A 20,122-nucleotide genomic window follows, 5' to 3' on the forward strand; every position below is an offset into this window, starting at 1 on the left:
TTACCAAGCAATTATGGTGCCCGGGCCGACACACCCGGAGTTTCACCATTGACCACCCGGGGAGCCGGGTATTTTATACCCATGTGAGGACACCGTACTGGATACAAAATACCCGATACCCATGTATCACGATTCAGTCACACCACAAAGGAAAAAATGTATTTTGCATTATATTTCAGGAAGTTAATCCTTTTGATCAGCCCATGGCACGCCGTATGCAGTGATTAGTATCCAACAACAGCGGATGTGCGGCCCGGGCCGCAAAACATGAACAGACAAAAAGGTGGCCAGACCACCACAAAGGAGAAAACCATGAAAAAACAAATTATTATCCTTACAACACTCGTATTTGCCATAGTTGGGCTTTCTGGAGTAGCATTTGCCTGGAACCACGGCCAGGGGCATGGAAAAAAGGGTTGCCGGGCCGGATACAACAGTCCCATGGCAAACCTTACCGAGGACCAGCAAACCCAGCTTAAAACCCTTCACCAAAAATTTATTGATGAAACAGCAGCGACCAGGGCAGCCATGCGTGCAAAAAAAGATGAGCTAAGAATCCTCATGCAGACATCGGCCCCAGACGGACAACGCCTTGTTGCACTTGCCAATGAAGCAGGTGATCTTCAAAAGGCTTTGATGGTCAAACGGATCAACTTTGCCCTTGAGGCAAAAAAGATTGCCCCGGAAATCAACTTTTTTGCAGGCGGCAAGGGATTTGGAAAAAAGGGCTGCATGGGAGGCCCCAGGAACGGCATGACCATGGGCGATCAAGACAATGACAGCACAGATCCTGACACCATTGACAAATAAGCACCAATAAAGGAACAAGGCCCTCCTGTTCAACCGGGAGGGCCTTGTTCATTTCAACACAAATACCCACCGGTTCTTCTGGGAAATTTTTCCGTCATAGGTGTAGCCTGCCACCTTGAACGACTTGATCATCCCTGGTTCTGTCACCCGTTGTTGAACGATCTGCCTTAAAAAGAGCCCCCTGGCCTGTTTTGAGTGGGCTGCAACGGTTTTTAATACTCCCCCTTTTTTTTCCATGAACGCAAGGGTGATGACCCTCGCTTTTAATCCACCCTTTGTAACCAGGGATGCATATTCGTCCGATGCCAGGTTCACGATGAATTCATCCGCGGCAAGATTCTCATCAAACCATTCGTGAATCGGAGATGTCCAGAATTTACGCAAGGTCATGTTTGCGCCGCATTCAAGCTTGCAGGTGAAATCCAGTCTGTGGGCAAAAACAGCGTCAAAGGGATTGAGCACCCCGTAAAGGGCCGAGAGAATCACCAGGTTTTGCCTGCAAAATACGAGGGATTCTCCTGTGAATGCTTCCGGAGCAAGGGCCTTGTACACAGCGCCCTGGAATGCAAAGATTGCAGGAACTGGCCGGGTTTCACCAAACCCGTTAATCTGATCCAGGGTTTTTCGGGCAATGGCGTCACTCACCTTGAAGAGCGCCTTGAGCTCTATTTCAGAAAACCCCTTGAGCAAACGAATCAGTGCTTGGGCCCGTTGCTCAAAAACAGGCCTGGTCATTATGATTTCAGATTCAATCTCCGGACGAAGCATGGTTTTTTCCGGATCTGCCATGGTTTTGGCAGGGGAGAGGATGATTTTCATTTTAATTCCCATGTTTGTGGGTTTTTAAACATATTTTACCCGGTGGAACAGTTATTTCTGTCGAATCCTTGCAATCGCTTCCTGGTAACAAATAGGACAATAGGTGGAGGTTACCTGGATCTTTCCCTTTACATTTAAATACTCCTCAACCGACATCCAACAGCCTTCTCCGGGGTTTTTACCAGCGTCGTTACGAATTTTTTTACACACACAGCAAACCGGCAGAATTTTTTCATACATCTTTAATTTCTGTTTTAGTTCATACTTTTCAAGCACCTCATTGATGCGAAACGTCCGCTCCTCAGGGCTCCCGGGCTTGAGCATATATTCATCGGCACCCAACCGGATTGCCTGAATCGCAGAATTAAGATCCCCATAACCGGTCATTATCATGGCCATTCCGTCAGGGTTTACCTGCTTGGATCTTTTAAGCACCTCAATACCGTTAACCTTTCCCATGATAAGATCGGTTATGACCAGGTCAAAATCAGCCCCCTGCCCATCTAAAATAGTCAGGGCGGCTTCGCCGGATTTTGCCGTGGAGACGTCATATCCCTGGGCCTCAAGCTCCCTGCCGATTCCCATCAGCACAATGGGGTCATCATCAACCAGCAATATACGGTACGGTAATTTTTCCATATAACCTCTTTTAAACAATTGGCGTTCGTTCGCCTACACCTCTCTTACAGGCGAAAATTCCATGGCAAACCAGGCCCCATTCTCCCTTGGCAGAGCCCGCAGGGTTCCATTATGGCGAAGGATGATCTCGTGGCAGATGGAGAGCCCAAAACCCATACCAAGCTGCTTTTTGGTGGTAAAAAAAGGATCAAATATTTTATCAAGATCCTCCGGGGCAATTCCAGGCCCGGTGTCAACATAGTCCACAAAAATTTTATCAGCTGAAACCCTTGTGGTGATCAAGATCTCATTTTGACAGGACAGGATTTCAAATTTATCCCCCCCGGCACCCCTAGCTGATTCCACGGCCTCGATGGTGTTGTTAATGAAATTCAAAAAAACCTGCCCCAGATCCTGGGGGTGACAGTCAAAGTCCGGAACACACTCAGACAGCTCCAGGCGGGCAATGATTCCCTTTTTCTTTAAATAGGCTTCCGACAGTTTTACCGTGTCATGAACAATGGCATTTATATTTGCTCTCTGCATATAATCAAGGCCGGGGCGATTGAGGTTGAGCAGCTTTTTAACAGTGCTTCCAATGCTTTCAAAGGCACTTCTGATCAGGTCAATCTCTTCTATGGCCTTTTTATCGTTGAGGTTTTTTTTGCGAACCAGGGCCAACAGGGCCGAGATTCCTGCCAGGGGGGAATTGATTTCATGGGCAATGGATGCTGCAAGCTGCCCTGCGGCCGCCAGTCGTTCCGTTCGCACGAGCTGGGCTTCCAGCAGTTTGCGCTCAGCAATGTTTGTCAGCACACCATTGGCCCCCGAAAAACTGCCGTCATTGTTGTACTGGTAGTGCAGATTCAAATCCACCCAGCTGCTTTTCCCGGCGCCTGAAAGGAATCTAAAACGAACCCCCCGGCGGTATTTTTTCTTTTCTCGAAAGTCAGACCTGGTCAGTTTCTGTAACTGTTTCCGATCTTGTTCATGTATAAACTGTTCAAACGAACGTCCAACGATATCTCCTGCTTCAAGGCTGTAGGATGGGCTGTTTGGGATGTTAACCGTTGTTATCAAAAAATTTTCATCAATGGAGAACACAATGTCCGGCATATTTTCAACCAGGGTTCGATACCTTTCTTCGCTCAACCGCAGCTTTTCCTCTGACCGGTACCGGGTCGTATTATCCACCACAAAAAGAATAAAGCCCACGTTTATCCCATCATCGTTATGCATGGGCATGACCACTAAACGGAAGAGTTGACCGCCATCCACGGAATTCTTCCAGATGAGATCATACTCGAATTTTCCCTGTTTTTGAGCAATATCCAGAATCTGGTAAAATTGTTCATTCCCGACCCTGGAAAAAAAATCAAGAGTTGAAAAGTGCTGCCCCATGATCTCTTCTCTTTTTACCTGAAACAGCCTTTCTGCAGCCGGGTTGAAATGGATGATGCAAGACTTGGAATCAATTGCTGCAATGGCAAACTCGGTTGCAGATTTCAATATGCAATTCAGGGTGAGACTCGTTTGACTCAACTCCCGGTTCGCCTTTTCAAGGGCTTTTTCCATTTTTTTACGTTCTGCAATTTCCATGAACAATATATCGTTCTGTTGCTGGAATTCACGGGCATTTCTCCGGGAGGCCTCGACCTGCCCGGCAAGAAGTTGTTTCTGGGTATTACTGTGAATCAAGAACCCCACGCTGCCAAAGACCAGTAAAAACAAGAGCACCATGATCAGCAAAGCATCCCGGGGATTTATACCCGATGAAAATTTGTCGTCTGGAAAAATATGAATCAGAAAAAAAGGCGTGTGGACAACCCGTGAAAAGACCAGGACCTGTTTTTCTCTGCCCAATTCCAGACCCTTCAGCTGGATGAAGCCACTGCGTTTTTTTTCATGTGCCAGGTGCTCACTGACCCATTTTCCGAACACAGGGTCTTCGGCCATGAAAAGCGCCTTTGATTTCGGACAGAAGAGATAGATCCGGGACGAATCACCCACGTCCCAGGTGTCAAGGAGATGATGGAATGCCGTTTCCAGGGTGACATCCGCCACAATATACCCCATAAATCGATATTTAAAAAAATAGGGAACAGTAATAACGGCATGGGTCGTGTTGTTTCTTTTCTCAAGAATGGTGCCCATGCAGTTGTCGGCCAGGCTTAAATTCTGCTGGAAACGCCTCTGAATATTCTTTTTCACCTGGGGTGAAACCGTTGTAACTGGAGTACCGTCGGACTGAACAAATGCGATCCAGTTATAAATTTTAACCTCCCCTATTTTTTTTGAATCGGCAAGTGTCGTGAAGGAGTGCTGCATATCCAGGAGGCTTGTACCCAGCCCGTATTGCATGGACATGCCAAGGGCCTTGTTCTCAAAATAGGTGGAAATCTCCCTGCTGCCGGACAGGGCCACAAGATCCTGTTCACGTTCAGAGAAGAAATAGCCCATGGCCATGGCCTGTTTTTCAAACACAGTGACAAACCGTTTCCGGGATGCATCAATGAGTTGAATCCGGGAATTGTAGTTGTTCACAAGGAGCGTGCCCACATAAAACAGTATCAGAATGATCACCATTACAATTACAACGTTGGTACGCCTGGTCAAATCAGAAGTCATCCCGAAAAAGGCCCTTATCTTTTATTTTTCACAAATGCGCATCACCCCTTCAAAAAACGAGGGATAAAATGAAAAAACTGCCGGATAATACTTGTTCACAAGCCTTGCATATTTTCCCTCGTTTACACATTTTTGGAAAAAAAGGTTAAATTCATCCCTGAGCCTTACCGAGGATTTGGCAAACCCCACTCCCATATACTGGTTCATTGAAACGGGACCAAGAATCTTAACCTTTCCCGGCCATTTCTGGATACCCACAAGGGCGTCTGGGAAATCCAGCAGGGTGCAATCTGCCTCATTGTTAAGGACAGCGGGAATCAGTTCATTCAAGTTCATTTTGGCGGGCATGATTTTTACATTTACCCCTGAACCCTCTAGGCGGTTCAGGGCAGGGTCAAGACATCCTCCCTCAATGGCCAAGACACGATACCCCTTAACCCGGTCGATTGTTGACTGAATGTCATGGGCCAGATCGTCCGAAGGAACGATGGGTTGATGGGGAAAATCGGCCCTGGCAACAATCCACACCCCCGAGGGAAAAATGGGAACGGAGAAGAGGATCTCCCGTTCCCGCCATGGCAGGATGGTAAGCCCGTTGGCGATCAGATCTCCTTTGATGTCAGCCGGTTCCCCTGTGGAAAGTTTCTGGGTCGATACGGTTGTTTTTTTCCCAATAAGATCGGAGATCACACTCGCCCAGGAGGCATTTACATACTCGTAACGAACGCCCAGATAATCTGCAAACATCTGTACCAGCTCAACACTGAACCCGTCACCGCTTCCAGAGACAAAATGGGCATAGGGGACTCCAAGATGACGAAGTGTTCCCCGTTCCATGACCTTGTCATACCCCTCTGCCCTTGCCCATGATGTCATAAAAAAAGCCATCAGCATACAGACCAGCCCATGGCAAACAGGGGTCGACCATAAAAAAACATTCTTTTTCATCTGTTCATTCCTCTGTTCCAGATTGAACGCATCCCTTGAAGCAATACACCACTGCCCCTGGTATGATATGCTTGAATCATGGCTGATTATGGCAAAGGGACATGGGGATGTCAATATGATGGTCATGGGAAAGGATTCCCTTTCCCCGCTGTTTTTAATAATAGAAACGTCCCGGATATACCCGGACAGGACTGCAAGTATAACTGCGGCATCCGGGTTCCCTGATTTTGTGTTTGATTTTGTCGATTAATCAGGTTATGTTTTTATCATGTTTTTTAACTCTTTCTCCATAACGCCTATGAAAAAGGGGCTTTTGATCCCCCTCGTCTTTTTTATCATGGTTTCCAGCGCCGGGGGGGTGGAGGTAATTGTTAATGCATCCGTACCTGAAATACCATACACCGTAAACGATTTAAAGGCTATTTTTGCCATGCAGCGACCGGTCTGGTCGAACGGTGAAAGAATACATATTTTTGTCTTTGCCGATGACAATCCTGTCCACCGTGAATTCACCAAAACACGACTCAACATGTTTCCCCACCAGTTCAGAAGAATCTGGGACCGTCTGCTCTTTTCCGGAACCGGTCAACCGCCGAGACAGGTCTCGTCCCCGGAAGAGATGATCGACAAGGTCAGCACCACCCCCAACAGCATCGGCTATACCGGGTCTGAACCTGACAATGACAACATCAGGATTATAATACATGAATAAAAACGCCATTCCAGGGACAGTACTTATATTCATTCTTTTGGCCTTTACCCCAGGGATAAATGCCTACGACCTGTCAGACAAGGCTCAGATCCATGGTTTTTTTACCCAGAATGCCATTCATACCACAGCCAATCAGGCCTATGGTGAAAGTCAAGACAGGGTTTCCTACAGGCTTACCGAGGCTGGGCTCAATCTGGGTTACCAGCCCCTGGAACGGTTGCATTTTTCTGCCCAGGGACTTTTCCGCCAGGCTGGAGAACTTGACGACGGCAGCCTGACCCTTGATTACGGGTTGGCCGATCTATCCTTGTATCGACACCCCCGGGGCAGTTTGGGAATCAGGCTGGGCCGCATCAAAAACCCCCTGGGACTGTACAACGAGACAAGGGATGTGGCCTTTACAACCCCCACGATTATCCTGCCCCATGGCATTTATTTTGACCGTTCCAGGTCCTTGTTTCTGTCGTCCGACGGCGGACAGTTGTATTTTAACCACAATCTGGGTGCAGGATGGCTGTCCGGCAAATTTAACTATGGAAAGATGAGAAACGACAATGATGAAATACGAGATGCTGTTCTTCCCCTGAATGCCACAGGAGAGATGCGCACAGAGACTGATTTTGCAGGACAACTGAGCTATGGGATCAACTCGGGAGAATACCTGATCGCCGTAAGCTATGCCGATGTCACCCTGTCCTATGAGCCGGGTCCCATGGACAACTACACCAATGGAACGGTACGCTTTTACCCCATGGTCTTTTCAGCCCAGTATAACGGCGACAGGATCAGCCTGACAGGGGAATATTTGTATCAAAAAAATGAATTCCTAAACCTGGGCCCCTACAGTCCAGATGGGAAATCCACAAGTGAAAGCTGGTACTTTCAGGCTGCCTATCGTTTCAACTACAACTGGCAGATCCTGGGACGCTACGGAGAACATTACCTTGATCGAGACGACAGAAACGGAGATACTTTCGAACTGATTGGACTGCCGACCCACATGGGGTTTACCAAGGATTTAACCTTTGCCCTTCGCTGGGATATCAAGCCATGGATGATGATACGGGGTGAATACCACCATATTAACGGGACATCATGGCTTACCACTGCCGACAATCCCGACAGAAACCTCACAGACCAGTACCACGACCTCTATGCATTGCAGCTTGCCTTTAAATTTTGACAAAGGGTACCATGTCAAACCACAAATTTTTCAGCCTGAAGTGGAAGTTTATTTTTTTAATCAGCTTCACCCTTGTTCTTCTCCAGGGGTATCTGACCGGCCTGTCCTATATTGATGCCCAAAGGGCCTTCCTCGACCAGGGAGAAAAGGCCCAGACCCGTTATTTCCATATTGCCAAGACCGTCATCAACAACTCTTCAAAGGTGCTGGAACTCTTTGCCGAATCGATTTTCCCGACTGAGGCGTCCAACAGTTCTAGCAGGTTGCGACAGGAACGCACCATTGCTCTGCTGGATGAAAACTGGCTGAACTGGCAATTTATCTGGGGGCTTGAAACGGCTGTACTGACGGACCACGAAGGAAAAAAGATCAAGGAGTGGGGTCGTGTTCTCAAAGATTTATCTCCCCAGATCCAACAGGTTTTAAAAAAAGAAGAGCCCTTACACACCATGGCCTGTGAGGATGAATGCTATACCACCATGACCATTCCTGTTATTTCATCGTTTAAAGCCATTGGCACCCTTACCCTTGGCCGCTCGCTGGCAGACGGAATGATCGAATTTCAAAATGCAACCCAGACGGATATGGTGATCCTGACACGGGTCGGAAAAAAGCCCGTAGCCAAGGACGCACCCTACCAATTGTCAGCCATGACCCATGCGGCCCATAACACCCCGTTACTCCAAGCGTTGAAAGAACAGCACACCATGGATGAGCTTGTCCACAAAAACATCATATTCCACCATGGAAAAAGATTCTACAACATTCAGGCCCATGCCATGGACAACATCCAGAACCCGTCATCCCTGGTACTGATCATTGACGATATTACGGCTGAGTATAAGGAGATGCATCATCACCTGGCCCGCATGGTCCTGACCAGCCTTCTGGGGCTGTTTTCAATTCTTCTGGTTCTCTCTTTACTCGTCCATGCATTGTTAAAACGAATAGCCACCCTTTCCTCGACCCTACCGCTGCTTGCCCGCCATGAGTACCAGAAAGTACGCCAGGTATTGAACAGCAAAAAAACATATCACCGCTGGCATGATGAAGTCGACAATTTGATTGCCGTTGCCCGGGATGTGACCGATCAACTGGAAGCGTTGAAAAATGAGACCCAGACCCAAACCCTTCTTTTAACAAAAAAAAGCCAGGACCTTAAAAGGGAAAAAGAATTTATTGAAAGACTTGTTCAGACTGCTCCGATTCTGATCATGACACAAACCTGTTCCGGTGAAATATTGTTTGTCAACAATGCGGCCCTTGTCCTGCATGAAGTAGAAAAAGAGGCCCTTGTCGGACACTCATTTGATGATTTTTTCAGTGCAGAAAACCACCACCACCACGATCAACTCATGGCGCTCAGGCAGGAAAAAGAGATTAAATCCATTCAATATGATGCCGATATGATCTCATCATCCGGCATCACCCATGCCATCTCCTGGTTCCATTCCACGCTTTATCCCCAGGAAGAAACCGCCCCTTTAATTTTGACCATCGGGCTTGACATTACAGACCGGAAAAGGGCGGAAGAGCAAATGGTATGGCTTGCCACCCATGATCACCTGACCAACCTGAGCAATCTGAGGCATTTTAACCACGAATTTGAACGAATCATCGACCAGGCCAAAAGGTATGACGAGCAGGTGGCCCTGTTCTATCTGGATCTGGACCAGTTTAAAATCATCAATGACACCCAGGGCCATCACAGGGGGGACGTTGTTCTTCAAACCGTGGCCATGACCCTTAAACGGATAACCCGTAAATCAGATCTGATCTGCCGTATCGGCGGGGATGAGTTTACCCTGCTGATGCCCAATGCAACGGGAAAAGCCGTTCTGACCCTGGCAAAAAAAATCAATCAGGCCCTGGGCAAAACACCGGTTGAAGGCATGGGGCATAATTTTAAAATCAGCGCCAGCATCGGGATTGCCATTTTTCCCCAGCATGGTACTTCCATCCACGACCTCCTGTCCAATGCAGATCTTGCCATGTACCATGCCAAAAAATCGGGTTATGGCCAGTTTCACGTTTATTCAGCCAAACAGCAATACCAGGTTCATTTAACACAAAGGATGTATTGGAAAAATGTGCTTGAAGAGGCCATTGAGAATGATCGGTTTGTTCTCTATTTTCAACCGATCCTGGATTTGAAAACCGACAGGATCAGCCACTATGAATGCCTGATACGGCTGATTTCGGAGCAAGGCTCGGTTATCCCACCTGGAGAATTCATCGAATATGCCGAAGTCCTTGGACTCATCGGTCACATCGATCGCATCGTCATGGCAAAGGCAATTGCCCAGCACCTTGAATTCAACAAAAGGGGTATGACCGTGGGTTTGTCCATTAATCTATCGGGTCGCTCCCTGAACGACCGAACCGTTTCCCATGAAATCAGACGGTTGCTAACCCTGCCCCATGTAAATCCTGAAAAAATAATCTTTGAAATCACGGAAACAGCTGCGATTTCAAATTTTCCATCAGCCCGGACCCTCATCAATGAGGTGAAAGAACTCGGGTGCCGATTTGCCATTGATGATTTTGGAGTAGGCTTCTCATCCTTTCAATATTTAAAGGACCTTGCCGTTGATTATGTTAAGATAGACGGATCCTTTATCAGAAAAATCGACACCAGCCATGGGGACAGAATTTTTGTGAAATCCATGTCTGAAATCGCCCACGCCTTAGGCAAAAAGACCATTGCAGAGTTTGTGGAAAATGAAGCCATTGTCTCTGTTTTAAGGGAATATGAGATTGACTATGCCCAAGGGTATCATATTGGAAAACCCCAGCCAATTGAGCATCTTAATGAGTCGTCCCACTGACGCAGGTATTCAAACCGACAAACCTTAAGTTCAGCCCGGGCCTGAACCACATCGGCCCGCAGCAATGCCGGAGGGGTCACAATATGCCCATCAGCCCTGGAGGCCCTCAGCAGATATGGCTTAGTCACCCACCCGGTTTAATATAATACCCAGCCACCCGCCAGACCCCGTCCGGATCCAGCAACCCGGTGATGGTTTCCACCGATGCCCCACCATTTTCAAACCTTGTCCCATACTGGATCACCACGTATTCACCGTCGGGCGCCCCGGGAAGTGATCGAAGATATTGCCGTGAAATCAATTTCCTGGACAAAACAGCACCCAGGGGTTTTCGAACCAGGAGTAGCGACTTTTTCCACTGGTCCAGGGTAACAGCATTTTTAAAATAAGGGTCCGCACGTTCCCAGCTGTCTGTGTAGCTTTGATCGTCAACCAGCAGGAGCCATGACCGGGCAGCTGCTGTGGCCTCAACCTCCTTACTTTGATCGGCCCCCAGGGGTTGGGCTGCAATCAACCCGAGCAATACAAACAGGCAAATCCGTTTCAATACCATTGATTTCTCCTTTCCGACACCTTGCATATCCAGTCAAAGGGCGCATGCAACTTTTAGGTTTAAATCAATTATTCAACAGCTGCTGCCGAAAAGTCCTTGACAAGGGCGTTGACCCTTTTTTCAATCTCATTTCCCAGGGCCCGGACACCGTCAAGATCCATGGCCGCAGGATCAGGCAGGTCCCAGTCAACCACCCGGCATCCAGGAACCAACGGACATTCCTGGCCGCACCCCATGGTGACCAGCAAATGGGGAGAACATTTTTCCAGGATATCCCCAAGGGGCACAGGTTTCAGAAAGGCCAGGTCAATTCCCTTTTCCGCCATTGCGGCAACAACAAGGGGATTGACCTTTTCCCCTGGGGCCGATCCTGCACTGATCACCTCGATCCTGTCGCCTGCAAGAAAGCGGGCAAAGGCCGCGGCCATCTGGCTTCTGCCTGCATTTTCCCGACAGGCAAACACCCATGTCCTGCGTTGCTCAAACGGGGATAACACCCTTTGGGCAAGCAGGGCCACGTCGCCATGAACAGTCGGATGCCTTTCCATGGCTCCCCGGCTGTCGATCCCCCTGTAGCAGAGATTCTCTTCAAATGCGGCACCGGCAGCATCAAGAAAATACTTGACATTGAGTTTTATGCCGTCAAACAGATCCCTGCCATGGGTGGCGGCAGCGGCTAGGAGCACCCCCTTTCGATGGTCATGGCCAGCGTCCTTGATTTTAAACAGATACTTGCGGGACCAGAGGGTCTGGGTTCGGTCCATCAACCCCTTGATCCTGGCTGGAACCGCATAGAAATAGGTGGGAACCGAGACAACCACGACATCGGCCCGCCGCAACGGGGAAAAAAAACGTTCAGGCATTGTATCCTTAATACTGCAAAAACCCGTTCGTTCACAATTGCCGCAACCAATGCAGGGTTCAAAATTTTCCTTAACCGCATCAATAACTTCGGTTTCCCATCCCCTTTTCCGGGCCTCGGCCATGAACAAACCAAGCAGATAATCGGTGTTTCCCTTTTTCCTGGGACTCCCCTTTATGGCGAGTACAAGCATAATTTTACCCCCATGGTCGTGTGATTTAACATATTGATTTTTTAGAAATGAATCATTTTATGAAGATCAGAAGATTTTAAAAAAGACTATGGAAAATTGCCGTGTTTGTCAAACTTAAATGACCCGGTCATCATCCAGGGAATGGGGAAATTCAGGCAGAAATCGATCTTTTTTTTGCTTGACATTTTTTTTCTCTCCACCATAAAGTGTTCGCAATTAAATGCTTCAGAAGCTTTATTATTTCAACGGAGAATTCCATGGAACTTATAAAAATCATATGCGCAGTCATTCTGCCACCTTTGGGAGTGTTCATGCAGGTTGGCATTGGAAAACATTTCTGGATCAATATTATTTTAACAATACTTGGATACATTCCTGGTATCGTTCATGCAGTCTGGGTTGTTGCAAAAAACAAGTAAAAAATATTAGCGAAATGCATGGTCATCTAAATCCGCTGCCCCTGAAACAGGGGCAGCAGTCAGTCTTCCGGGTGTTAGTTGTTTTTAATTCTGGGGTCAATGGGCTGACCCTGGCAGTCCGGCGTATAGCAGGAATTATCAACAAACGAACATTTTTTTTTACACGACGGGCACTCTTCAGGCGGTGTCTCGGCCTCAAGCCGATAACCGCATTTATCACAAATCCAGCTGGTCATGGTTCCTCCTTTAATCGTTAGGGTAATATCTGACAAATATCTTTCAAAATTCATGCCACAAGGTAATAGGGTATCCCGTATTCAAATTCAGGTTGAAAAAGGATTAACCATCCCTTATAGTCATTTTAAACTTAAGAGCATTGGAACGGGCAATTTGTGCGTCGGGTTTGAACCGGTTTACACGCCACTTAATCAAGATTTTGAGGAGACACCATGAAAGACCATTTCACAGGATCTGTTTCACGGGGCAGCGACATCATCGCCAGGGCAGAGAGTGTCAAACTCGACCCCAGGGTCCTTTACGAGGCTGTCATAGACCTCTCCTCTGAAGGATTGACCACTGCAAACTGCATCAACATGGCAGCTGGCATACTGCTCAATGACCTGGGACTTCCCAATTATTTTTTTGAAAACATCACCAAGGCATCCCTGAAACAGATTCTCGCATCCATCACCTCAAGCATTACCATCAAGGACGGCAAGGTGGATCTTGTGGGCCGGGTTGCCCACATCGATTTTGACCTTGAGCATGGAAACGATGTCCAGCGGGTGAGGATTGCCACCCGGGAAACCCGGGATAACATGGAAAAGGTGCTGGAGAACCTCATTCCCGGTCACAGAAGAGAATATTACTTCAGCCCTGAGAAAGACTACTGCACCTATATCATCCGCCCTGAAACGGTACGGGATTACACAAGGGAAGAATTCAAGGCATCACGATTTCTCTTTACCCTTGCCGGCGACTTTACGACCACTCCAGAACCGACCCGCAGACGGTACGAGAAATTCCTTACCCTTTCCGAGGCTTCGGTCACCCCCCTGATCGAAGTGTTCAACCTGCCGGTCACCGGTGAAACAAGATTCATGTTCAACTCTGATTTTGCCTCTCCCCAGCTGCCCATCTTCCGACGATTGTTTAAAGACCACGGACTGGTTATGATCCGGGCCTATTGGGAGCCCTACTGGGGCAAATCTGAAGTACCTTCATCCATCTGCTCACTTTACGTCCAGGGCGAGATCTCAAGGAAAAAAGAGGCTGAGATACTCACGGATTTATCGGCATTTCTGTCGTTCAGCATCAATCCTGTGACTGAACTCTATGTCAACGGCAAATTAAATTTTAAGGAGATGCTGTTCGCCGGTAATGCCATTGACTTCACCCACATGTTCATCTTCCGGGAAAGTGAAAATGCAACGGACCGGGAAATCATGGCAAGCCTGAACAGCAAAGACCATGAAGATGCCTTTGCCGCAAGGATACACAAGTCCAACAAATCCACCTATGGCTCAAGGATTATCCAGTCCACTGCCGTGGAAAACCCCGATCTTTTAAAATTGCTATACACCCTTTTTGAGCATCGGTTTGATCCTGCCCTGGCAGGCAAGGATCTGACCGTCAACCTTGACGAAAGAATCAAGGAGTTTAACAGGCTCGTGGAGTCAAGGTTCATGGATTTCACAATTGCCCAGGATATTTTTAAATTCATGGTAAAGCTTGTGAACTGCACCTTGAAGACCAACTTCTACAAACCGGAGAAACGATCGTTCAGCTTCCGGTTTGACAATAGTGTGCTGGATCCTTTGGTCTACAACCAGTTTGTGTTTGGTATCTTTTTTGTAAACGGCCACTATGCCTGTGGCACCCATTTAAGGGCAAGCGACATTGCAAGGGGGGGATTGCGGCTCTTGAGGATCACCCCTTCCAACCACGGCAACGAGCTTGACAATGCAGTGCTGCTCAACTTTGCCCTGGGCCCAAAAGCCCAGCGCCTCAAACACAAGGATATCTGCGAAAGTGGATCCAAGGGAGTGGTGGTGCCCCATGCCACCTACGCAACCCATGCCATGGACTGCCTTTACGACTACACCGAAGGCATTCTGGATCTGATGCTTGTGGACAATTCCATTGTGGACTATTACGGCAGACCAGAGATGATCTTTTTCGGCCCGGACGAGGGAACCGCCCCCCTCATGGATGCCGTGGCCCTCCAGGCCCACCACAGGGGATATCCCCACTGGCGAACCCTGACAACGGGCAAGAGTTTTGGCATTCCCCACGACACCTTTGGCCTGCTTGACAATGGCGACACCTTTGGACTTCTGGATGCACACACCGCCGGAACTGACCTTCAGATCAACGGAAAATCCGTTGTCACGACCACGGACATGGACAAAATCCATGACCTTGTCGGGGAAAAGATACAAACCAGCGGCATGACAACCACCTGCATCATGGCGGCCTTCAGAACCCTGATATCCAGGTATAACGCCAAGGAGGAGAGTCTCAACCTCATGATGACCGGCGGGCCCGACGGTGATCTTGGGGCCAATGAAATTCAAACCTGGCAGGGCAAAATCTGCCTGATCATTGACGGGGGGTCTGTCCTCTTTGACCCCAATGGCCTTGACCGGAAAGAGCTTGAAAAGATCGCCTTCATGCGCCACTCCTCCCCTAGAAAGAATTCCCTGGCATTCCCGGTTGAAAAGCTCTCGCCCCAGGGGTTCAAGGTGCCCCTCCAATCGGCCAACACCATCCTTCCGGACGGCCGGGTGATCCGGGACGGTGCCGTGTTTCACCGGAACTTTCTCTTTGATCCGGAAAACCAGGTCTGTCTGAAAACGGCCAATATCCAGGCATTCATCCCCTGCGGCGGATTCAAAGACACGATCAACCGCAACAATATCAAGGGGTTTCTTGAAAATTTCAAAGAGCTTAAATTCATCGTGGAAGGGGCAAACGTCTTTTTTGATGATGCTTCCCGGCGCCACATTGCCGCAAAAACCGGCATAAAACAGATCAAGGATTCCACGGCAAACAAGGGCGGGGTCTTTTCAAGCTCCATTGCTGAGGTTCTCACGGCCTTTCTACTGGGGGAGGATTATGAGACAAAACTTTTAAACGACACAGCCACCCGGTGGGCCTTGATCAAAGATATCATGCTGCTGGTGGAAAAATACTCATGCGCGGAAACAGACATGCTGATCAATATCCATAAAAAGAACCCTGACCAACCCCTGTTCAGCCTGTCTGAAAAAACAAGCGAACAGATTTTTACCCTCCAGGGCCTGGTGCAGGAACGAATCAGCGATTTCCTGAAGCAAAAAGCCCTGGTGTGGAAAGTCATGGAAGCCTATGTCCCGGCTGTTCTCATTCAGACCCTTGGCAAAAAGAAAATAATGGATATATTAGACTCTGATGATATGCATGCCTATCGGGATGCTATTCTCACTAAAAAGATTGCATCCATGGCCTTTTACAAATTCGGCCTTGAGTGGGATCTTTTTCTGAAACAGGTAACAGCAGATTTTTTCGGGGCACTTGCCACTGTGGTCAAGTAACCCATCCACGTCGGGAAGAGTAAAATCTACCCGCCCTAGGACAAAAAATAAGGAGATGACAAATGAGTAAATATGAATGTCCCTGCGGTTATGTATACGATCCGGCTGAAGGTGATATTGACAACGGAATAGAACCTGGAACAGCCTTTGAAGACCTTCCCGATTCCTGGGTTTGCCCCCTGTGCGAAGCTGAAAAAGAATTTTTTGAGAAGATGGATTAAAAACCGGCAATGGGACAGCCCAGGTACAAACCTGGTGAAATGACCAAAAGCATTCACAATGTAGGTTGCAGCGGTCAGGGGAAACCATTGGACAGAAAATAAACGCGGCGTTTGCATAGTATCAATTCGGAGGAAAAATGGCTTACAACTTTAGTGCAGATGAAATTTTTGAGATGGCAAAACAGATTGAGCGCAACGGTGTCATCTTTTACAGGCAGGCGGCAGACAGTATTGAGGCAGCCAAGGAAAAGAGTTTTCTCTTGGGCCTTTCCGCAATGGAAGAGTCCCATGAACGCATCTTTGAACAGATGCAAAAGGAATTAGCCGGACAGGAAAAGGAAAGCCAGGTATTTGATCCCATGGAAGAGGCAGTTCTCTATCTCAAAGCCCTTGCCGACACCCGGATTTTCTTTAAAAAGGAGACCCCGAAAAATAACATGAAGGAGATCCTGAAATCCGCCATAGAGGCTGAAAAAGAATCCATTGTTTTTTATCTTGGTATGAAGGAGATGGTCAAGGGAGAGGTTGGAAAAAAACGGGTTGACGGTATCATCAAAGAGGAGATGTCTCACATCCGCCTGCTGTCCGGCAAACTGATGGAAAACAAATAACAAACGGGGTCGGGCACCTGTATGGTAAAGGGCCTGACCCCATTTTTTTCATATGAAACACTCGCCAAAGCATTGTCAATGGAGGCGTTTCAGATTTCGTTATGGCCGGATCAAACATCTCGACCCGGCCATGCAGATTTTTTTAAAGATTACGATGTCCAGAAACCGTGGAGGTTGCAGTACTCCTTGGCGGTGACTGTTTTTGCATCCACCAGAAAACGAGCTTCAGGTTTGTCACCCGGTTTGAGGAATTTTCTCAAAACCATATCGCCGGTGTTAAGCTCGATCCACTCAATATAGTGCTTGTCCTCCATGGGATGGGCAACACCGCCAACCTTGACAAGATATCCACCCTCAATCTTTTCCACTACGGGGACATGCTTTTCAAGGGCTGCATCCACAGAATTGGCTTTCAAAAGAGTCATTTCCTGACCGCAGCAGCTCATGGCAGGGGCTTCCGCATGGAGGACCTGGGCGATATTGCCGCACAATTTGCATCGATAAACACCAAGTTTCTCAGACATGTTATTCTCCTTTTATTCTTTTATATGAAACACTCGCCAAAGCATTGCACTCAGGGGCGTTTCATTATTTATTGCGGCTGGAGCATACCCTGCTCCGGCCATGCCGGTTAGTAGTTTTCTCCAAGAAGTTCAAAATGAGCCTTGGGATGGGCACAGGCCGGACATACGTCACAGGGCTCGGTTCCTTCATGTAGATAGCCGCAGTTTCTGCATCTCCATGTGGTTTTCTCTTGGCGCTTAAACACCCGGTTGTTATCGATATTGGCCTTGAGATCAAGGAATCTTTTTTCATGCTGTTTTTCAGCAACGGCAATGGCTTCAAACACATTGGCAATATCGTCAAACCCTTCGGCCCTTGCTGTTTTTGCAAACTCGGGATACATGGTTGAATGCTCATAGTGCTCGCCGGCAGCAGAGGCTTTAAGATTGTCCGTGGTATCGCCGATGACGCCGGCGGGGAAAGCCGCAGTAATCTCAAGCTCTTCACCGCTGTTGAGGAACTTGAACAGCCGCTTGGCATGCTCTTTTTCCTGGTTTGCAGTTTCCTCATAAATAGCTTGAATCTGAACAAACCCATCCTTTTTTGCCTTACTTGCAAAATAGGTATAGCGGTTTCTTGCCTGGGATTCTCCAGCAAAGGCTGTGAGTAAGTTTTTTTCCGTTTGAGTTCCCTTTAAATTGCCCATCGGATATAGTCTCCTTATTGTTTATTCGTTCTAATTTTGAAGGTTCCGGCCATGGTAATAGCCACCCCGGAAAATTTTTTCCATATTTGTTGGAAAGGCCGGGGGACAAGAGATTTACTACTGAATCCATAGAACATACCACGTCATGGATCGTTGGTCCATGTTATTTATTTTTTGCAATACTGCAAAGGATGTGCCAGGAGGATTTAACAACAAATAGGCCCGACACATGGGACAAAACGTCTAACACCGAGACCGTTTAGATGTCTCGCGAGACATATCTGCATCGGACACCCAGACAGGATATGACACATCCAGACATCTAAAAGTTCACCTGGATTTCAAGGCCCCAGGATTTTACGACAAAGAAATTGCTCAAAGCGTCCCAATTTCAGAACGTTCCAGGCAAAAGTCAGCATAAAGGGAAGTCGGTAACTGTCTTTTACAGACACAGCCACAATTAGAATTGCTGGGCAAAAGCTGGGGATCGATAAAATCCATGGAATTTGTTAACTGGCTATGATACAAATATGTACCTTACCCATGGATGGAGAGCAGTTTATGGTTTATATTGACGACTTTATTTCCGACAGAAAGACCCTTGAGCTTGTACTTGACAACCTCAAAGACGGCATCGTGGCCCACGACCTTGAACGAAAAATCATCTTCTTCAACAAAGAGGCGGAAAAAATCACCGGATTCTCAAAGGACGATGTCATGGGTAAAGACTGCCATAAGGCCTTTGGCGCACCATTTTGTGGGGATCGCTGTTCATTTTGCGGCGAAGTCCCCACCTTGAAAGACCGGCTCGAGTTTCCCACAACCTTTATCTCAAAATCTGGTGAAATCCGGCACATTGAAATGAGCATCACCGGTATCTTTGACAAAGATATATTCAAAGGCGTTATTGCTTCATTCAAGGACATGACCGAATACACGGAGCTTGCAGCCCGGGCCGAAGAACTGACCTCTTTTTCCGGCATCATCGGCACAGCCAGCTCCATGCGCCAGATATTTCAACAGATAACGGATGTGGCAAAGTACGATTATCCGGTCCACATTCACGGAGAGACCGGTACGGGAAAAGAACGGGTAGCTGCAGCCATTCACTCCGAGAGCAAACGGACCCGGGCAGCGTTTGTGCCGGTAAACTGTGGTGCCATCCCCGAGGGCCTTGTGGAAAGTGAACTTTTCGGCCATGTCAAAGGGGCATTCTCCGGGGCGGTAAAGGATAGAAAAGGCCGATTTGAACTCGCCCACAACGGAACCCTGTTCCTTGACGAAGTGGCGGAACTTCCCAAACAGATGCAGGTCAAACTCCTGCGTTTTCTCCAGGAAGGAGTGGTTGAAAGGGTCGGCAGTGAAACAACAATCAATGTGGATGTCAGAATCATCAGTGCCACCAACAAGAACCTCTCCGCTGAGGTGGAAAAGGGAAATTTCAGAAAAGACCTGTTTTACCGCCTCAACGTCATTCCCATAAAACTTCCACCCCTGCGGGAGAGACGCAATGACATTCCCCTGTTAAGCGCCCACTTCCTCAAGCGTGCAGAAGATGAAAACAACGGCATCATACCCGCCTTTTCAAAAGACGCCATGCGGGCCTTGATGGATTACGATTGGCCCGGCAATGTCAGGGAACTCCAGAATGCAGTCCAGTTTGCCATTGTCCGGTGCAAATCCAACGAAATAATGCCCATTGATCTGCCCATGGAACTCAGGAATACGCCCGAAAACAGGCAGATTTCCCGGGTCTATCAAGAAAGGAAAACTATTGGAAAACTTGACCTTGACGCTGTGAAAACAGCCCTTGAACGAACAGGAGGAAACAAGGCAAAGGCAGCCAGGGAATTGGGCGTGGGAAGGGCCACCCTCTACAGATTCCTTGAAAAAGACGCCCAGGCGGCAGATTTTGCAGCAGCCTTTAAATAG

Annotated in this window: 19 protein-coding genes; 10 read left to right on the forward strand and 9 right to left on the reverse strand. The window is 48.0% G+C overall.

Annotated features, from left to right (window positions below):
* The first annotated feature begins 312 nt into the window (after window positions 1-312).
* Window positions 313-810: a periplasmic heavy metal sensor gene (locus HRM2_RS20630; protein WP_015905973.1), complete on the forward strand. Its 498-nt coding sequence runs from the start codon at window positions 313-315 to the stop codon at window positions 808-810.
* A 48-nt stretch (window positions 811-858) separates the two neighbouring features.
* Here HRM2_RS20630 and HRM2_RS20635 read toward each other — a convergent pair whose 3' ends face one another.
* The 4 genes from HRM2_RS20635 to HRM2_RS20650 all read right to left on the reverse strand — a co-directional run bounded on the left by HRM2_RS20635 (window position 859) and on the right by HRM2_RS20650 (window position 5,823).
* A complete protein-coding gene (locus HRM2_RS20635; RefSeq protein WP_083776628.1) occupies window positions 859-1,641 on the reverse strand; it encodes a YaaA family protein in 783 nt (260 codons plus the stop codon).
* Window positions 1,642-1,680: 39 nt separating this feature from the next.
* The gene (locus HRM2_RS20640; protein WP_015905975.1) at window positions 1,681-2,268 is read right to left on the reverse strand and encodes a response regulator; all 588 of its coding nucleotides are present in this window, start codon (window positions 2,266-2,268) and stop codon (window positions 1,681-1,683) included.
* 33 nt (window positions 2,269-2,301) lie between these two features.
* A complete protein-coding gene (locus HRM2_RS20645; protein WP_232364092.1) occupies window positions 2,302-4,833 on the reverse strand; it encodes a PAS domain S-box protein in 2,532 nt (843 codons plus the stop codon).
* A gap of 63 nt (window positions 4,834-4,896) precedes the next feature.
* Window positions 4,897-5,823: a transporter substrate-binding domain-containing protein gene (locus tag HRM2_RS20650; RefSeq protein WP_041274203.1), complete on the reverse strand. Its 927-nt coding sequence runs from the start codon at window positions 5,821-5,823 to the stop codon at window positions 4,897-4,899.
* Between the two features lie 22 nt (window positions 5,824-5,845).
* Here HRM2_RS20650 and HRM2_RS27845 point away from each other — a divergent pair, with 22 nt between their 5' ends.
* From HRM2_RS27845 to HRM2_RS20665, 4 genes are read left to right on the forward strand one after another with little or no spacing between them, the layout of a single operon-like run.
* Window positions 5,846-6,073, forward strand: coding sequence for a hypothetical protein (locus tag HRM2_RS27845; RefSeq protein ID WP_232364093.1), 228 nt, complete (start codon window positions 5,846-5,848; stop codon window positions 6,071-6,073).
* An 18-nt stretch (window positions 6,074-6,091) separates the two neighbouring features.
* Window positions 6,092-6,535 carry a type 2 periplasmic-binding domain-containing protein gene (locus tag HRM2_RS20655; protein ID WP_015905978.1) on the forward strand — a complete coding sequence of 148 codons (444 nt, stop codon included), beginning with the start codon at window positions 6,092-6,094 and terminating at the stop codon, window positions 6,533-6,535.
* On the forward strand, window positions 6,528-7,718 hold the full coding sequence (locus tag HRM2_RS20660; RefSeq protein WP_015905979.1) for a hypothetical protein: 1,191 nt from the start codon (window positions 6,528-6,530) through the stop codon (window positions 7,716-7,718). The genes HRM2_RS20655 and HRM2_RS20660 overlap by 8 nt, the downstream gene beginning before the upstream one ends.
* Before the next feature lie 11 nt (window positions 7,719-7,729).
* Window positions 7,730-10,546, forward strand: a complete 2,817-nt coding sequence (locus HRM2_RS20665) for an EAL domain-containing protein (protein ID WP_015905980.1) — start codon at window positions 7,730-7,732, stop codon at window positions 10,544-10,546.
* A 124-nt stretch (window positions 10,547-10,670) separates the two neighbouring features.
* Here the strand turns inward: HRM2_RS20665 and HRM2_RS20670 are convergent, their stop codons facing one another.
* Window positions 10,671-11,099: a DUF4019 domain-containing protein gene (locus tag HRM2_RS20670; protein WP_015905981.1), complete on the reverse strand. Its 429-nt coding sequence runs from the start codon at window positions 11,097-11,099 to the stop codon at window positions 10,671-10,673.
* Between the two features lie 68 nt (window positions 11,100-11,167).
* Window positions 11,168-12,154 carry an NAD(P)H-dependent oxidoreductase gene (locus HRM2_RS26235; protein ID WP_015905982.1) on the reverse strand — a complete coding sequence of 329 codons (987 nt, stop codon included), beginning with the start codon at window positions 12,152-12,154 and terminating at the stop codon, window positions 11,168-11,170.
* 257 nt (window positions 12,155-12,411) lie between these two features.
* Here HRM2_RS26235 and HRM2_RS26240 point away from each other — a divergent pair, with 257 nt between their 5' ends.
* Window positions 12,412-12,573, forward strand: coding sequence for a YqaE/Pmp3 family membrane protein (locus tag HRM2_RS26240; RefSeq protein ID WP_015905983.1), 162 nt, complete (start codon window positions 12,412-12,414; stop codon window positions 12,571-12,573).
* Between the two features lie 74 nt (window positions 12,574-12,647).
* Here the strand turns inward: HRM2_RS26240 and HRM2_RS27205 are convergent, their stop codons facing one another.
* Complete coding sequence (locus HRM2_RS27205) at window positions 12,648-12,809, reverse strand: rubredoxin-like domain-containing protein (RefSeq protein ID WP_187149293.1); 162 nt, start codon at window positions 12,807-12,809, stop codon at window positions 12,648-12,650.
* A 213-nt stretch (window positions 12,810-13,022) separates the two neighbouring features.
* Between HRM2_RS27205 and HRM2_RS20685 the strand changes: the two genes are divergently transcribed.
* The 3 genes from HRM2_RS20685 (at window position 13,023) to HRM2_RS20695 (ending at window position 16,980) form a co-directional block, all read left to right on the forward strand.
* Window positions 13,023-16,148, forward strand: a complete 3,126-nt coding sequence (locus HRM2_RS20685) for an NAD-glutamate dehydrogenase domain-containing protein (protein WP_015905985.1) — start codon at window positions 13,023-13,025, stop codon at window positions 16,146-16,148.
* Window positions 16,149-16,210: 62 nt separating this feature from the next.
* Entirely contained in the window at window positions 16,211-16,369 is a 159-nt protein-coding gene (locus tag HRM2_RS20690) for a rubredoxin (protein ID WP_015905986.1), read from the forward strand.
* 137 nt (window positions 16,370-16,506) lie between these two features.
* The gene (locus tag HRM2_RS20695; protein WP_015905987.1) at window positions 16,507-16,980 is read left to right on the forward strand and encodes a ferritin-like domain-containing protein; all 474 of its coding nucleotides are present in this window, start codon (window positions 16,507-16,509) and stop codon (window positions 16,978-16,980) included.
* A gap of 149 nt (window positions 16,981-17,129) precedes the next feature.
* Here the strand turns inward: HRM2_RS20695 and HRM2_RS20700 are convergent, their stop codons facing one another.
* Window positions 17,130-17,504 carry a desulfoferrodoxin gene (locus HRM2_RS20700; protein ID WP_015905988.1) on the reverse strand — a complete coding sequence of 125 codons (375 nt, stop codon included), beginning with the start codon at window positions 17,502-17,504 and terminating at the stop codon, window positions 17,130-17,132.
* Between the two features lie 107 nt (window positions 17,505-17,611).
* Window positions 17,612-18,190 (reverse strand): rubrerythrin, encoded by a 579-nt coding sequence (gene rbr, locus HRM2_RS20705; RefSeq protein ID WP_015905989.1) that lies wholly within the window; start codon window positions 18,188-18,190, stop codon window positions 17,612-17,614.
* Window positions 18,191-18,751: 561 nt separating this feature from the next.
* On the opposite strand from rbr, the gene HRM2_RS20710 reads away from it, so the two are divergent.
* Entirely contained in the window at window positions 18,752-20,122 is a 1,371-nt protein-coding gene (locus tag HRM2_RS20710) for a sigma-54 interaction domain-containing protein (protein ID WP_015905990.1), read from the forward strand.

It is taken from the genome of Desulforapulum autotrophicum HRM2 (assembly GCF_000020365.1).
Taxonomy (GTDB): Bacteria; Desulfobacterota; Desulfobacteria; order Desulfobacterales; family Desulfobacteraceae; genus Desulforapulum; species Desulforapulum autotrophicum.

Coding starts and splice junctions, on each gene's coding strand:
- HRM2_RS20630 (WP_015905973.1), top strand. CDS start 313: ATGAAAAAACAAATTATTATCCTTACAACACTCGTATTTGCCATAGTT.
- HRM2_RS20635 (WP_083776628.1), bottom strand. CDS start 1,641: ATGGGAATTAAAATGAAAATCATCCTCTCCCCTGCCAAAACCATGGCA.
- HRM2_RS20640 (WP_015905975.1), bottom strand. CDS start 2,268: ATGGAAAAATTACCGTACCGTATATTGCTGGTTGATGATGACCCCATT.
- HRM2_RS20645 (WP_232364092.1), bottom strand. CDS start 4,833: ATGGTGATCATTCTGATACTGTTTTATGTGGGCACGCTCCTTGTGAAC.
- HRM2_RS20650 (WP_041274203.1), bottom strand. CDS start 5,823: ATGAAAAAGAATGTTTTTTTATGGTCGACCCCTGTTTGCCATGGGCTG.
- HRM2_RS20655 (WP_015905978.1), top strand. CDS start 6,092: ATGTTTTTTAACTCTTTCTCCATAACGCCTATGAAAAAGGGGCTTTTG.
- HRM2_RS20660 (WP_015905979.1), top strand. CDS start 6,528: ATGAATAAAAACGCCATTCCAGGGACAGTACTTATATTCATTCTTTTG.
- HRM2_RS20665 (WP_015905980.1), top strand. CDS start 7,730: ATGTCAAACCACAAATTTTTCAGCCTGAAGTGGAAGTTTATTTTTTTA.
- HRM2_RS20670 (WP_015905981.1), bottom strand. CDS start 11,099: ATGGTATTGAAACGGATTTGCCTGTTTGTATTGCTCGGGTTGATTGCA.
- HRM2_RS26235 (WP_015905982.1), bottom strand. CDS start 12,154: ATGCTTGTACTCGCCATAAAGGGGAGTCCCAGGAAAAAGGGAAACACC.
- HRM2_RS26240 (WP_015905983.1), top strand. CDS start 12,412: ATGGAACTTATAAAAATCATATGCGCAGTCATTCTGCCACCTTTGGGA.
- HRM2_RS27205 (WP_187149293.1), bottom strand. CDS start 12,809: ATGACCAGCTGGATTTGTGATAAATGCGGTTATCGGCTTGAGGCCGAG.
- HRM2_RS20685 (WP_015905985.1), top strand. CDS start 13,023: ATGAAAGACCATTTCACAGGATCTGTTTCACGGGGCAGCGACATCATC.
- HRM2_RS20690 (WP_015905986.1), top strand. CDS start 16,211: ATGAGTAAATATGAATGTCCCTGCGGTTATGTATACGATCCGGCTGAA.
- HRM2_RS20695 (WP_015905987.1), top strand. CDS start 16,507: ATGGCTTACAACTTTAGTGCAGATGAAATTTTTGAGATGGCAAAACAG.
- HRM2_RS20700 (WP_015905988.1), bottom strand. CDS start 17,504: ATGTCTGAGAAACTTGGTGTTTATCGATGCAAATTGTGCGGCAATATC.
- rbr (WP_015905989.1), bottom strand. CDS start 18,190: ATGGGCAATTTAAAGGGAACTCAAACGGAAAAAAACTTACTCACAGCC.
- HRM2_RS20710 (WP_015905990.1), top strand. CDS start 18,752: ATGGTTTATATTGACGACTTTATTTCCGACAGAAAGACCCTTGAGCTT.